Source organism: Natronococcus sp. A-GB7, assembly GCF_029688865.1.
In the GTDB taxonomy this organism is placed as follows: Archaea; Halobacteriota; Halobacteria; order Halobacteriales; family Natrialbaceae; genus Natronococcus.
This window is the reverse complement of the sequence record NZ_JARUKV010000010.1, coordinates 83,867-97,087: the sequence shown is the minus strand read 5'-3', so window position 1 is coordinate 97,087 and position 13,221 is coordinate 83,867. Positions and strand designations below refer to the sequence as shown.

Sequence of the window (13,221 nt, the reverse complement as noted above, 5' to 3'; positions counted from 1 at the left end):
ACGAGAACGGCGGGTTACAATGGCATCCCAACAGCGACCAAATGCTTCGAGTCTCGCGGAAGTACTGGACCGTGTTCTCGACAAGGGCGTCGTCATCGACGTCTGGGCACGCGTCTCGGTCGTCGGAATCGAACTCCTGACGATCGAAGCCCGCGTCGTCGTCGCCTCCGTCGACACCTTCCTCCACTACGCGGAGGAGATCTCAAAAATTGAACAAGCGACCGCAGAGGGCGATCTCGAGGACCTCGAGGAGCTCGAGATCGAGGAACGACCAGAGTCCTCGCCACAGTCCGCCTCCGAATAATCCACATGGGGGATTCGTCTTCGCGGGACCGCAAGGTTCGTGGCCGGAAGATCAGGTCGGATCGGAGCAAGAAGAAGCGTCGGAAGGCGAAGAAGATGGCCAAGAAGGAGCGCAAGCGCGCGTCGAACGGGACGAGCGGTAGCTCCGGAAGCACCGGCGGCTCCGGCAGTTCGGACGGATCGCCGCTGTCGAGCCCCGAGGAGATCGCCCCCGATCCGTTCGTCGAAACCGACGCGGTCGCGTCGGTTCGGAACCGAATCGTCGGCTGGCTCGAGGCCGACCAGCCGGTCCACCTGATCGGTCCAACCGGCTGCGGGAAGACCGCCCTCGCGCTGTCGGCCGCCGCCGAGCGCGGCCGTCCGGTGGTCTGGATCAACGGCGACGAGGCCGTCGGCACCGCCGAACTCGTCGGCACCCACTCCGGCGGCGAGCGCTACGAGGAACGCGACCAGTTCGTCAGCGGCGTCAGCAAGACGACCGAGGTCGTCCGCGAGCGGTGGGTCGACAACCCACTCTCGGTCGCGGTCAAGGAGGGCGCGACGCTCGTCTACAACGAGTTCTCGCGGAGCGATCCCTCGGCTCACAACGTCTTGCTGTCAGTGCTCGAGGAGGGGATCCTCGAGCGACCGGGCAAACACGGCGAGGATCGGACGATCGACGTCCACCCCGAGTTCCGACTGCTCGTAACCTCGAACGACGTCGAGTACGCCGGCGTCCACGAACAGCAGGACGCGCTGCTCGACCGGTTCGTCGGCGTCAACGTCGACTACTACGACGCCGAAACCGAACGCGAGATCGTCGCCGCCCACGTCGACGTACCCGAGGAGACGATCGAACAGGTGGTCGACGCGATCCGAACGCTCCGGGAAGAACTCGACATCGTCGTCGGCACGCGCGCGGCGATCACTGCGGCAGAGGGGCTGTCGGTGTTCGCCGAGGACGGCGCCGAGGAGTTCGACGACGAACTGCTCGTCGACGTGTTCACCGACGTGCTCGCACCGAAGATCGCCGGCGAGGGCGACGGAATCGACGAGCTCCGCGACGCAATCAGCGACGCGCTCTAAGACGATGGCCGAAGCAGAATCGAATACAGCGGACCAGTGTCAGGCGAAAACCGGGGACGGGGAGCGGTGCTCCCGTCCGGCCCAGGACGACGGGTTCTGTTATCAACACGACGAGAGTGATCCAACCGTGAGCGAGAGTCAATCAGCCGACGAACAGGAGCAAGAGGACCAGGACGACGACCAAGATCAATCGGAAGCCGAGAGCGAGGAGCAGGAGGACGTCCAGTCGGCCGAGATGGCCGACGAGGAGGCGACCGATCCCGAGGACGTCGACACGGGCGACGTCGACGGGAAAGACCAGATCGAGGGCGTGCTGGCGATTCGGAAGATCGTTCAGTCGACCGCCGGCAAACTCATCGGTCACGAGTTCGACGGCGTCAGCGAGATCTCGCCGATGGACGAGGGCTGGCGCGCCGTCGTCGAAGTCGTCGAACGGTCGGCCGTCCCCGACACCCAGGACATCATCGGCCGCTACGAGATCGAACTCGACGAGGACGGCGTCGTCCAGGGGTACCGACGGCTCGGTCGCTACCGCCGCGGCGACACGAAGGCCTTCGAGTAACCCCGTCGCTCTCGAGTCGGACAGCTCCCGTCGGTCATTCTCCAGTCTACCGTTTTTCGCCGCAACTCGTCGAAACGACGAAACCGTTCCCCGTCCTCGAGGCGACCGTGCAACTCGTCGACGACACTCCGGTGTACGGACTCGAGGTCGATCCCGAGACGCGCTGTGAACACTACCACACCGAACGCGACGTCGTCGCGTTCCGCTTCGGCTGCTGCGAGCGGTACTACCCCTGTTTTCGCTGCCACGAAGCCGTCGCCGACCACGAGGCAGTCGTCTGGCCGAGCGACAGATTCGACGAGGCCTCGGTACTGTGTGGCGCCTGCGGGACGGCGATGACGGCGCCGGCGTACCTCGACTCGGACTCGCGGTGTCCGAACTGCGAAACGGCGTTCAACCCCGGCTGCACGGATCACCTCGAGTACTACCTCGAGCGCTAATCCAGCAAGCTATTTCCCCGTCGAGCGGCCGAGTTCGGGTATGGATCCGGCGCTTGGCCCGCCAGACGCGATGGCCGAGAAACGCGACGAGCTGACGCCGATGATGCGTCAGTACCACGACCTCTGTGCGCGCTACGACGACGCGCTCGTGCTCTTTCAGGTGGGGGACTTCTACGAGACGTTCTGCGGCGCCGCCGAGCGCACCGCCCGCTTGCTCGAGGTGACCCTGACCAGCCGCGAGGACAGCACGGGAGAGTACCCGATGACCGGGATTCCGGTCGACAACGCCGAGTCGTACATCGAGGAGCTGCTCGAGGCCGGCTACCGGGTCGCCGTCGCCGACCAGATCGAGGAGCCCGGCGAGTCCCCGGGGGTCGTCGAGCGGGCGGTTACCCGCGTTATCACGCCCGGGACGCTCACCGAGGACGAGCTGCTGGCGAGCGACGACAACAACTTCGTAGCCGCGCTCGCCCGCGGTGACGGGCGCGAACGGACGCTGGCGCTGGCCCTGCTCGACGTCTCGACGGGTGACTTCCTCGCGACGAGTTCGACGTCAGCGGAGGCGATAGCAGACGAGGTGAGCCGATTCGATCCCTCGGAGGCGGTCGTCGGCCCCGACTCGAGCGGCGATCCCCTCCCGGAGGGCTGCATGGTGACGCCGTTCGACCCCGACGCGTTCGCCCTCGAGCGCGCGACCGAAACCGTCTCGACGTACTTCGGCGAGCCCGACGCCCTGCTGGCCGGCGACGCGGAGATCCGGGCCTGCGGGGCCCTGCTCGAGTACGCGGAGTACGCCCGCGGCGGCGCCGAGAGCGGTACGGACGAGGACGCCGACGGTACTGCACGGAATCGCCTCGAGTATCTCACCCACCTCACCCGGTACGATCCCCGCGAGTACCTCCTGCTCGACGCCGTCGCCCTGCGGAGCCTCGAGCTGTTCGAACCCCGCGCGGTGCGGGCTCGGGAGGACGCGACGCTGGTCGGCGTTCTCGACGAGACCGCGAGCGCGCTCGGCGGGCGAGCGCTCCGCGATTGGATTCGACGCCCGCTGCTCGAGCCCGACCGGATCGAGGCCCGCCTCGACGCCGTCGAGGAGCTGACCGGGTCGGTCCAGTGCCGCGAGCAACTATACGAACTGCTTCGGGACGTCTACGATCTCGAGCGACTGATCGGACGGATCTCCCGCGAACGGGCCAACGCCCGGGACCTGCGCTCGCTGCGGGACACGCTGGCGGTCGTTCCGGAGATCCGGGATGGGCTGGCCGACGCCGACTGCGCGCGGCTTCGGGAGCTACGCGAGGATCTCGACCCCCTCGCGGACGTCCGCGAACTGATCGACGACGCCGTCGTCTCGGACCCGCCCATCGAGATCACCGAGGGCGGGATCGTCGCGGAGGAGTACGACGAGGTCCTCGACGACCTCCGGGGAACCGCGCGTGACGGCAAGCAGTGGATCGACGACCTCGAGGCTCACGAGCGCGAGCGAACCGGGGTCGACTCGCTGAAGGTCGGCTACAACTCCGTTCACGGCTACTACATCGAGGTGACGAATCCGAACCTCGATGCGGTACCGGAGAACTATCAGCGCCGCCAGACGCTGAAGAACTCCGAGCGGTTCGTCACGCCCGAGCTCAAGGAGCGCGAGGACGAGATCGTCGGCGCCGAGGAGCGCGCGGACGAGCTCGAGTACGAGCTGTTCTGCGAGGTGCGAAGCGCGGTCGCCGACGAGGTCGAGCGCGTCCAGGCGCTCGCCGACGCGCTGGCGACGGTCGACGCCCTCGTCTCGCTTGCGACCGTCGCGGCCCAGTACGACTACTGCCGGCCGGAGATCGCAGAACGCGACGAGGAGGCGACCGACGGGCTCGAGATCGACGTCGAGGGCGGGCGCCACCCCGTCGTCGAGCGCACCCAGGAGTCGTTCGTCCCCAACGGCGCCGCTCTCTCGCCGGAGCGACGGCTGGCGGTGATCACTGGTCCGAACATGTCGGGGAAGTCGACGTACATGCGCCAGGTGGCCCAGATCGTCCTCCTCGCACAGGTCGGCAGTTTCGTCCCCGCCGAGTCCGCCCGGATCTCGCCCGTCGACCGAATCTTCACCCGCGTCGGCGCCAGCGACGACATCGCGGGCGGGCGCTCGACGTTCATGGTCGAGATGGACGAGCTCGCGACGATCCTGCGAGAGGCCGACGAGCGCTCGCTGGTCCTGTTAGACGAGGTCGGTCGGGGAACCTCGACGGCCGACGGGCTCGCCATCGCGCAGGCGATCACCGAACACCTCCACGACGAGGTCGGCGCGACGACCCTGTTCGCGACCCACCACCACCCGCTAACCGAGCTGGCCGACGAGCTCGAGGCCGCGTTCACGCTGCACTTCGAGGTCGAACAGCGCGAGGGGGAGGTCGTCTTCCACCACGAGATCGCCCCCGGCGCGGCGACGGGGTCTTACGGCGTCGAGGTCGCGACCGCCGCGGGCGTCCCCGAGTCGGTCGTCGAGCGCTCCCGGGAGCTCGTCGCGGAAAACGCCGACGAGCCGGCGGGAGACGGGCCTGAGCCACGGGCCGATCCGCAGGAACGAGGGGACGCCCACGCCCCGGCGTCGACGGACGGCGGGAGTCAGGGGGTTCCCGACGACGTCGCGAGGGAGCTCCGCTCGCTCGAGCTGGCCCACCTCACGCCCGTCGAGGCGCTGACGGAGCTCGATCGGTTACAGCGGCTGCTCGAGGAGTAGTCGAAACGGCGAAGAAGGGAGCGTCGCGGTTACTCCGAACGGCGGGCGACACGTGCGAACGCGAGCGCGGCACCGAACAGCGCGGTGTTTTTGAGGAACTGGATCTGCTCTTGCTGTCTGTCCTCCGGATCGTCCTGGTTCCAGAAGTCGTGCATTACGGGCGTCGTGCCGGCCAGGAAGCCGGCGATTCCCAGCGCAGCCGCGGCCGGGAGCTTCCAGAGGACGACGCCGAGCCCGCCGAGCAGCAGGCCGACGCTCGCCGCGGGGACGGTGCGGTCGGGCTCGGGTGCGCCCTTGAACTCCGCGTAGCCGATGCGCTCCTCGAGGTTCCGCAGGTTGTCGATCGCGTTGAACGCGAGCACGCCTCCGAAGAGGATGCGCCCGAGGCGGAAAGTTGGGGTGTCGGTTACCGACCGGTCGTCGGCCGTCTCGGAGACCGTTTCGGTCTGCTCGACGGGTTCGTCATCGCTATCGCTGCGGCTCGTGAGTCGAGAGGCAACTGTCATCACCGGCGCTAGGCGAGCGAGCGGGATAAGTTCGCGCTGACACCGACGTCACCGGGTCGCGGTGTAACTTACTTCGTGGGCGAGGTGGGAGAGTGGATGATGGCGACGCTTACCCTCACGAGCCCCGCGTTCGACGACGGCGAACGCATCCCCGAGCGGTACGGCTACGGCGAAACGAACGTCAACCCACCTCTCGAGACCGAGGGCGTGCCCGACGAGGTCGAATCGCTCGCGTTGATCGTGGACGATCCCGACGCGGTCGAACCCGCGGGGAAGGTCTGGGACCACTGGGTCGTCTGGAACGTTCCTCCGGAGGCCGAAACGATCCCCGAGAACTGGGACGCTGCCGACGCGGTGGAGGGGACGAACGACTTCGGCGACGTCGGCTACGGCGGTCCGAGTCCGCCGGATCGGGAGCACACGTATCGGTTCGCGATCTTCGCCCTCGATACGACCCTCGAGCTCGACCCCGAGACGGACGCCGACGGCCTCAGATCGGCGATGAGCGGCCACGTCCTCGCGCAGGGCCAGCTCGAGGGGACCTACGCACCGTAGTCAGTCGGTCGGCTCGAGTGCGACGAACTCGAGGTCGTGACGGGCCAGCAGCCGCTCCGCTCGATCCGTGACGGACGGCGCGACGAGGATCCCCCGAACCGAGGCGTCGGCGTGGAGATCCCGCTCCAGGGCGTCGACGTAGCGGCGCAGCTGACTCACCGCGTCGGGGCCGACGCGTCGGCGCTTGAGTTCGACGACGACCGAGCGGCCCGCCGAATCCTCGCCGTAGATGTCGACCGCGCCGGCGGGCGTGTCCCGCTCGGTCGCAAGCGGCGTGAAGCCGACCTCGAGCAGGGTCGGCTCCTCGAGGATTCGCTGGCGGAGGTCCTCCTCGGTGCCGATGACGGCGAGTTCCGTCGGATCCGAGCCCGCGAACGTCGAGACCTGCAACACGAGCTCGAAGCTGACGAGCAGTCGCTCGTCGGGCGAGGAGCGCAGGCTCTCGATTACGAGCGCGCCGTCCTCGCAGCGAACCGCGTGCTCGCAGCCGGGCGGCTGCCAGTTGACTGGCTGTTGGCCCTCGTCGGTGTGGACCAGCGCCGCGCCGTCGGGTTTGAGCATGAGGTGGCGGTCGCCGGCCTCGAGTCGGCTCGAGGCCCGACCGTCGTAATCGACGGAACAGCGGCCGAACACCGTGATCATCGCCTCCCGGTCGATGCCGTCGGCGATCGCCTCGCGAGCGTCCTCGAGGGCGGGGTGCTCGAGCGTCGTCGCCTGCGGGTGCCGGATACCGGATGTCACTGCCCCGTGGTAGCCGACTGACGGACAAAAGGGATCCGGACCGCAGGTGTGGGGTGATCGAAAACCCTTATTTTCGTGGGGAGACGCGTTCGAGCCACCAATGACTAGCGAACACGATCGGCGGCGATTCCTCCAGCTTACCGGGACGGGGACCGCAGCAGCACTGGCCGGCTGCAGCGACCTCGGGCTGCTCGGCGACGACGACGGCGAGTACGACGACGTTCTGACGGCCGTCATCGGGCCGGACTCCGCGGAGATCGAGGAGCTCCAGGAGCAGGTCGAAAACGAGGAGATCGACATGATGGAAGCCCAGCAGCGCCAGCAGGAGCTCGTCGAGGAGTCGATCGACGACTTCGAGTCCCGAGCCGAAGAGGGCGACGACATCACGATCGAGGACTCGAGTCCCGAGTACGGACTCTACCGGATCGACGGGGAGGCCGAGGCGATCGTCGACGAGCTCAAGGGAGGACCGATCGCGTCGCTCTCCGAGGGCGCGGCCTACGACCGAATCCTCGAGGAGCAAGAACAGCAGCCGGATCCGACCGATCCCGAGGAGGATATCGACGTCGAGGAGGAGCCCGAGGACGACGAAGCTGGGGAGGACGAACTCGAAGAAGACGAAGCCGACGACGAAGAAAACGGCGCGGACGACGGCGACGAGTCGGACGACGAGGAAGACCCCGAGGCCGAGGAGGGAGACGAAACCGACGGGGACGAGAACGGCGATCCCGAGACCGAGGACGAAGACGAGAACGGCGACGACTGACCGCCCCTCGAGTCCCTACCGTACGCCGAAGGGGCTCTCCCGTTCGGTCCAGTTCCAACCCGGTAGTCGCTCCTGAAACCCCGCGGCCAGCGCGGCCTCGCAGTCGTCGACGCCCGCGTTTTCGCTCTCGTCGCCGTGAACCTGCAGGTCGGCGTAGTGAAACGTCGCCTCGCCGAGGGTTCGCAGGGGCTGGGTGCCGGCTATCGTCGCCGCCAGCTCCCGACCGACGATCTCGTCGACGATAAACCCGGGGTAGTCGCCCTCGACGTCGAGTTCGCGCAGGATCGCGACCATCGCGGCGACGTTGACCGCGAGGTCGCCGTCGGCGAAGACAGTGTCGACCTCCCCGCGGTAGGCGTCCTCCGTGACGGGATCGACGTCGGTCTCGAAGATCGATCCCAGATCGTCGCGCACGCCGTTGATAATCGGGACGACGGTGTTGGCTTGGTCGATAACCCACTCGTACTCGGCCGCGACGCGCTCCGGTGTGAGATGCATACGGTCACTTCGGGCCGAACCACCCTGGTTTTTGCGAAGGCTTTTATACCACGCAAAGAATAGCCACGGGTAAGCGGGTTCTCCCTGGAATCTTCCCGCACGGACCAGGATAACCGACCTGGGTACGTCTTCGTCGGACGAACCATCACACAATGATTCGGGACACCGGACGGAACCGACCCTCCGTTGTCCGACGGTACCGTCGCCCGAGGTCGTCGGCAGTATCACTGCAACGGCCGACGATCGGCGACCGGTGGTCCATCGACGGTCCCCGCGGTGGTGGGTTCGTTTCGGCGACTCCGACGTCCCCTCGTCGGCGAGTTCACGCAATCGACAACTGGCGATTATGAGCACTGTAGAGCAGCAACTCGACGATTTGAAAGCAGAGATCACGAGCGAGTTACCGAACGATATCTCGGTTTCCTCGGTGAAGTACGAAGGCCCGGAGCTGGTCGTGTACACGCGCGACCCCAAGGAGTTCGCCCAACAGGGTGATCTCATCCGCAAGCTGGCGAGCAAGCTCCGCAAGCGGATCACCGTCCGCCCGGACCCGAGCGTTCTCTCGCGGCCCAACGAGGCTCGCGAGCAGATCATGAACGTCATTCCGGAGGAGGCCGGCGTCACCGACCTCGACTTCCACGCCGACACGGGCGAGGTCGTCATCGAGGCCGAGAAACCCGGCATGGTCATCGGCCGTCACGGCTCGACGCTTCGGGATATCACCAAAAGCGTCGGCTGGACGCCCGAAGTCGTCCGCACGCCGCCGATCGAGTCCTCGACGGTCTCGAACGTTCGGAGCTTCCTCAAGCAGGAACGGGACGACCGTCGGGATATCTTGGAGCGGGTGGGCCGGCAGATCCACCGCGAGGAGATGTCCGACGACGAGTACGTCCGGATCACGACGCTGGGCTGTTGTCGCGAGGTCGGTCGGGCATCATTTATCCTGTCGACGCCCGAAACCCGGATCCTCATCGACTGTGGCGACAAGCCTGGCGCCGAAGGGGAGGTCCCGTACCTCCACGCCCCCGAGGCGCTCGGCGCTGGCGCCCAGACCATCGACGCCGTCGTCCTGACCCACGCCCACCTCGACCACTCCGCGCTGATCCCGCTCCTCTTTAAGTACGGTTACGACGGCCCGATCTACTGCACCGAGCCCACGCGGGACCTGATGGGACTGCTGACACTCGACTACCTCGATGTCGCCTCCAAGGAGGGACGTACACCGCCCTACGAGTCCGAGATGGTTCGCGAGGCGATCAAACACACTATCCCGCTCGAGTACGGCGACGTTACCGACATCGCCCCCGACGTTAAGCTGACGCTGCACAACGCTGGTCACATCCTCGGCTCGGCCGTCTCCCATTTCCACATCGGCGACGGCCTCTACAACGTCGCGTTCTCGGGTGACATCCACTACGACGATACGCGTCTGTTCAACGGCGCCGTCAACGATTTCCCGCGCGTCGAGACCCTGGTGCTGGAGTCGACCTACGGCGGTCGCAACGACTACCAGACCGATCAGGAGGACTCCGAGCGAAAGCTCGTCGACGTTATCAACGAGGCTCACGACCGCGACGGGAAGGTCCTCATTCCCGCCTTCGCCGTGGGTCGCTCACAGGAGATCATGCTCGTCTTAGAGGAGGCGATGCGCTCGGGCAAGATCCCCGAGATGCCCGTCCACCTCGACGGGATGATCTGGGAGGCGACGGCGATCCACACGACCTACCCCGAGTACCTCCGCGACGACCTGCGGGATCGGATCTTCCACGACGACGAGAACCCGTTCCTCGCCGAGCAGTTCAACCACATCGACGCCGGGGAGGAGGAACGTCAGGACGTCGCCGACGGCGGCCCCTGCATCATCCTCTCGACGTCAGGGATGGTCACCGGCGGCCCGATCATGTCCTGGCTGAGCCACCTCGGTCCCGACCCGGACTCCTCGCTCGTGTTCGTCGGCTACCAGGCCCAGGGAACGCTCGGCCGACGCATCCAGAACGGCTGGGACGAGATCCCGACCAGCGAGGTCGGCGCCATGGGCAATGGCGGCGGTCGCGGCACGCTCTCGCTAAACATGAACGTCGAGACCGTCGACGGCTTCTCCGGCCACGCCGATCGGGCCGGCCTCGAGAACTTCGTCAAGACGATGAACCCCCGCCCCGAGAAGGTGCTCTGTGTCCACGGCGACGAGCGCTCCACACAGGACCTCTCCTCGGCGCTGTACCACGACTACAACATGCGAACGTTCGCACCGAAGAACCTCGAGACGTTCCGATTCCTCTGAGGGACCGTCGGAGCGCAGGTCGGCGACACGAGAGCTGTACCGATCCCCTGGTTTGACCCGTCACTCGTCGGTCGAAAACAGGGTATAATCCTTTTCCGAGGCTGCGAAGGGCATCACGGTCGCGTTTCGCTGTGCGACCCACGACAGTCGAAGAACGAACGACGCCAGGATCGAAAGCGGCGCGAAGCAGGCGACCATAGCGACGAGCGTCGCAGCGACGATTCCCGCCGCCGGGAGCGCCTCGATCGCCGCGAGATCGTACACCGCGAGCGTCGCGGCGAGAAACAGCTGCGCCGGGAGTCCGACGATCAGCAGCACCCGCGAGAGAAAGGAGAGCTCCTTCGTGATGTACACTGTCCGGAAGTACTTCCGGGCGACGTCGATATGGAGCAGGTGCTCGCGGATCGACGTGAACAGCTCGCGCTGTTCGTCGGTCAGTTGTGCGTCGTACTCCGTCTCGATCCGGGCGAGATCGTACAGCTGTTCGGCCTGTGTCGTCCCCAGCGTCGCCGCGATCGCGCCGAAGATCTGTTCGTCCGCGCCGGGCGTGTCGACCGCCCTCGTGACGGTTCTGACGTCGCCTCGGAGCGCGCCCACGAGTTCGTCGATCTCCGCAGAGAGATCGCCGTCGAGGGAGTCGGTCACCGTCTCGCGCAGCGACTGGGCCCGCTTGCCGAGGTTCTCGTGAAGGACGAGCAGGAACGATCCCGGCATCACCGGACTCACCGCCTGGTCCATCACATCCTGGACCTGATCGCGGTACTCGACGGCGTTTCGGGTTCGCCGTTCCAGATTGCCCGGCGAGCCGAGCTCTCGAGAGAACACGAGCTGGTTGATCGCGATGACGACCGTTATAAGTGTAAGGTTTCCGCCGAGAAACGAGCTAAACAGGAGGTACAGCGGTTCACCGGGCGCTCGAGGAAACAGGTTCACGACGAGCAAGGCGAGCAACAGCAACGCGATTCCGCCGAGAAGTACGCCGGCGACGGTCAACCGGTTCCCCTCGATAACTGTCCACCGAAACACCGAGTGACGCCAGCTGGTGTCGTCGGTCATAGCCCGCGTACAGGGAACACCAACCTGAAACGTCTCCCCTCGTTCGTGTACAGTCTCGAGTAGTGTCAGGTGCGTGCGATCGGTATATCGGACGAGCGACGGTTCGTCCCTACCACGCTCCGACCCGTTCGCCCCCGTGATTCGAACGCTCGATTGAAACCCGGGTCCACGACGAACCGGCCGTGCGAGCGCGTGACACCAGCACCTTCTTACGGGAGACTCTTGGGACTCGAGACATTCGGTTAGGAACGATGGAACGCGACGAGAGCGGTCGCCGTCTCGAGGGTTGTAACGCCGGTCGGTCGTCCGCGAACGACACCGTTCGGGGGGCGACCCGTCCATGATGTCGACATGGTTCCTCTATGCCTTCCTGACTGCGGGAATCTACGCCGTGATCGCGCTGCTCTCGAAGGTCGTCAGCGGCGTCGAGATCGACGACCCGCTGACGCTGGCGATCTATAACTGCATTCCCTTCTACGCCGTCTACGTCCTCGTCGGACTTGTTCTCGAGTGGCCCGCGATCCGAAACAGTCTGACCGGGGCGGGCGGCGGCGCGGTTCCGGGAGCCGAGCCCGCGCCGATCGCGGTCGCGCTCGGCTTCGGCATCGTCTCGACGATCGCCTACGGGATCTACTACTGGGGGCTGGTCAACGGCGACGTCTCGCGGTTCGTCCCGGCGCTGTCGCTCGAGACCGTCTTCGTGCTCGTGCTCGGCTTTCTGATCCTCGACGAGGCGTTCCCCTCGGGCGTCTACGCCGGCGTCGGGCTGGTCGTCTTCGGCGCGCTGTTCATCTCCTACGACCGCGACGCCGGCTCGTTCCGCGAGAGCCTGACGTTCTCGACGGTTGGCGTCGCCGTCCTCGCCGCGATCGCCTTCGCGGTGTTCAACACGGGGATGAAGGTACTCACGGACGGCTTCGGCACCGTCGAGATCCTGTTCTGGATCAGCCTCGGCGGACTGGCCTCGATCGCCGCGGTCGTCCCGTTTCGCGGCGGCGGGGTCGAACCGAACCCCGCCGACCTGCTGGCCGGACGCGTACGGCTCACTAAGGGGACGAAGCTACTGCTGGTCGGCGGCCTGCTCAACGCCGTCGGGCTCTTTACGTTCATCCGGGCGCTCGAGCACGGCCCCGTCTCGCTGGCGACCGCGATCACCAAACTCGACGTGATGATGGTGTTCGTCGGCGCGCTCGCGCTGTCGAAGCTCGCGCCCGCGCTGCTCCAGGAACAGTTCGACCCATTCACGCTGGCCCAGAAGGCCTCGGCGTCGATGATCGTCCTCGCGGGCTCGGCGCTGATCCAGTTCAGCTACTGAAGCGGCGGATCGCTAGCAGTAGTTGATAATAGGGTTTTGTTGTTCGGTCTGACTGTGAATACGAGTGGCTCGAGTCGCTACGCAGAGCGTGCGAATGGAACGGCCGGCGTTGTATCTGTAGCCTCAACCAACCACTGCCGGGTGGGACTGGAAGGGCCAGGGGCTTTCAGGGGATACTGGCGAGTAGCAGGTTCTGCTCACACGAACACACGGGATTGCCACGTCCTCCCCAGCCGATTCGCTCACTCGCTGCGCTCGGTCGCTCATCCCTCGCACGATGTTATCGACCGCCCTCGCTCGCGCTCAGGCGGTCGACAGCGCGCACCACCGCAGAAGGAAAGGTCAGAACGAAGCGATACGCCGTCCGCCTCTACTGAACGCGAGTCTCACGCAGATTCTGAATAC

General features: G+C 66.2%; 13 protein-coding genes. 9 read left to right on the top strand and 4 right to left on the bottom strand.

What is annotated here, in order from left to right; genetic code table 11:
* Nucleotides 1-19 precede the first annotated feature (19 nt).
* The 5 genes from gvpA to mutS all read left to right on the top strand — a co-directional run bounded on the left by gvpA (nucleotide 20) and on the right by mutS (nucleotide 5,098).
* Nucleotides 20-304, top strand: coding sequence for a gas vesicle structural protein GvpA (gvpA, locus tag QA609_RS10990; RefSeq protein ID WP_005558079.1), 285 nt, complete (start codon nucleotides 20-22; stop codon nucleotides 302-304).
* A gap of 5 nt (nucleotides 305-309) precedes the next feature.
* On the top strand, nucleotides 310-1,368 hold the full coding sequence (gene gvpN, locus QA609_RS10985) for a gas vesicle protein GvpN (RefSeq protein ID WP_278302651.1): 1,059 nt from the start codon (nucleotides 310-312) through the stop codon (nucleotides 1,366-1,368).
* A 4-nt stretch (nucleotides 1,369-1,372) separates the two neighbouring features.
* Nucleotides 1,373-1,930, top strand: a complete 558-nt coding sequence (gvpO, locus tag QA609_RS10980) for a gas vesicle protein GvpO, halophile-type (RefSeq protein WP_278302649.1) — start codon at nucleotides 1,373-1,375, stop codon at nucleotides 1,928-1,930.
* A 107-nt stretch (nucleotides 1,931-2,037) separates the two neighbouring features.
* Nucleotides 2,038-2,370 carry a CHY zinc finger protein gene (locus QA609_RS10975; RefSeq protein WP_278302648.1) on the top strand — a complete coding sequence of 111 codons (333 nt, stop codon included), beginning with the start codon at nucleotides 2,038-2,040 and terminating at the stop codon, nucleotides 2,368-2,370.
* Between the two features lie 40 nt (nucleotides 2,371-2,410).
* Nucleotides 2,411-5,098 (top strand): DNA mismatch repair protein MutS, encoded by a 2,688-nt coding sequence (gene mutS, locus QA609_RS10970; RefSeq protein WP_278302647.1) that lies wholly within the window; start codon nucleotides 2,411-2,413, stop codon nucleotides 5,096-5,098.
* Between the two features lie 29 nt (nucleotides 5,099-5,127).
* Here mutS and QA609_RS10965 read toward each other — a convergent pair whose 3' ends face one another.
* On the bottom strand, nucleotides 5,128-5,604 hold the full coding sequence (locus tag QA609_RS10965) for a DoxX family membrane protein (RefSeq protein WP_278302646.1): 477 nt from the start codon (nucleotides 5,602-5,604) through the stop codon (nucleotides 5,128-5,130).
* Between the two features lie 99 nt (nucleotides 5,605-5,703).
* Here QA609_RS10965 and QA609_RS10960 point away from each other — a divergent pair, with 99 nt between their 5' ends.
* Nucleotides 5,704-6,159 carry a YbhB/YbcL family Raf kinase inhibitor-like protein gene (locus tag QA609_RS10960; protein ID WP_278302645.1) on the top strand — a complete coding sequence of 152 codons (456 nt, stop codon included), beginning with the start codon at nucleotides 5,704-5,706 and terminating at the stop codon, nucleotides 6,157-6,159.
* On the opposite strand, the gene nucS is transcribed toward QA609_RS10960, so the two are convergent.
* A complete protein-coding gene (gene nucS, locus QA609_RS10955) occupies nucleotides 6,160-6,900 on the bottom strand; it encodes an endonuclease NucS (RefSeq protein WP_278302644.1) in 741 nt (246 codons plus the stop codon).
* A gap of 100 nt (nucleotides 6,901-7,000) precedes the next feature.
* Here nucS and QA609_RS10950 point away from each other — a divergent pair, with 100 nt between their 5' ends.
* Nucleotides 7,001-7,666, top strand: coding sequence for a hypothetical protein (locus QA609_RS10950; RefSeq protein ID WP_278302643.1), 666 nt, complete (start codon nucleotides 7,001-7,003; stop codon nucleotides 7,664-7,666).
* 15 nt (nucleotides 7,667-7,681) lie between these two features.
* Here QA609_RS10950 and QA609_RS10945 read toward each other — a convergent pair whose 3' ends face one another.
* Complete coding sequence (locus QA609_RS10945) at nucleotides 7,682-8,164, bottom strand: hypothetical protein (protein ID WP_278302642.1); 483 nt, start codon at nucleotides 8,162-8,164, stop codon at nucleotides 7,682-7,684.
* Between the two features lie 346 nt (nucleotides 8,165-8,510).
* On the opposite strand from QA609_RS10945, the gene QA609_RS10940 reads away from it, so the two are divergent.
* Nucleotides 8,511-10,445 carry a beta-CASP ribonuclease aCPSF1 gene (locus tag QA609_RS10940; protein WP_278302641.1) on the top strand — a complete coding sequence of 645 codons (1,935 nt, stop codon included), beginning with the start codon at nucleotides 8,511-8,513 and terminating at the stop codon, nucleotides 10,443-10,445.
* Between the two features lie 60 nt (nucleotides 10,446-10,505).
* On the opposite strand, the gene QA609_RS10935 is transcribed toward QA609_RS10940, so the two are convergent.
* Entirely contained in the window at nucleotides 10,506-11,501 is a 996-nt protein-coding gene (locus QA609_RS10935) for a hypothetical protein (RefSeq protein ID WP_278302640.1), read from the bottom strand.
* Nucleotides 11,502-11,841: 340 nt separating this feature from the next.
* Between QA609_RS10935 and QA609_RS10930 the strand changes: the two genes are divergently transcribed.
* Nucleotides 11,842-12,816: an EamA family transporter gene (locus QA609_RS10930; protein ID WP_278302639.1), complete on the top strand. Its 975-nt coding sequence runs from the start codon at nucleotides 11,842-11,844 to the stop codon at nucleotides 12,814-12,816.
* The last annotated feature ends 405 nt before the right edge of the window (nucleotides 12,817-13,221 follow it).

Coding starts and splice junctions, on each gene's coding strand:
- gvpO (WP_278302649.1), top strand. CDS start 1,373: ATGGCCGAAGCAGAATCGAATACAGCGGACCAGTGTCAGGCGAAAACC.
- QA609_RS10930 (WP_278302639.1), top strand. CDS start 11,842: ATGATGTCGACATGGTTCCTCTATGCCTTCCTGACTGCGGGAATCTAC.
- QA609_RS10965 (WP_278302646.1), bottom strand. CDS start 5,604: ATGACAGTTGCCTCTCGACTCACGAGCCGCAGCGATAGCGATGACGAA.
- gvpA (WP_005558079.1), top strand. CDS start 20: ATGGCATCCCAACAGCGACCAAATGCTTCGAGTCTCGCGGAAGTACTG.
- gvpN (WP_278302651.1), top strand. CDS start 310: ATGGGGGATTCGTCTTCGCGGGACCGCAAGGTTCGTGGCCGGAAGATC.
- mutS (WP_278302647.1), top strand. CDS start 2,411: ATGGATCCGGCGCTTGGCCCGCCAGACGCGATGGCCGAGAAACGCGAC.
- QA609_RS10940 (WP_278302641.1), top strand. CDS start 8,511: ATGAGCACTGTAGAGCAGCAACTCGACGATTTGAAAGCAGAGATCACG.
- QA609_RS10950 (WP_278302643.1), top strand. CDS start 7,001: ATGACTAGCGAACACGATCGGCGGCGATTCCTCCAGCTTACCGGGACG.
- QA609_RS10935 (WP_278302640.1), bottom strand. CDS start 11,501: ATGACCGACGACACCAGCTGGCGTCACTCGGTGTTTCGGTGGACAGTT.
- QA609_RS10945 (WP_278302642.1), bottom strand. CDS start 8,164: ATGCATCTCACACCGGAGCGCGTCGCGGCCGAGTACGAGTGGGTTATC.
- QA609_RS10960 (WP_278302645.1), top strand. CDS start 5,704: ATGGCGACGCTTACCCTCACGAGCCCCGCGTTCGACGACGGCGAACGC.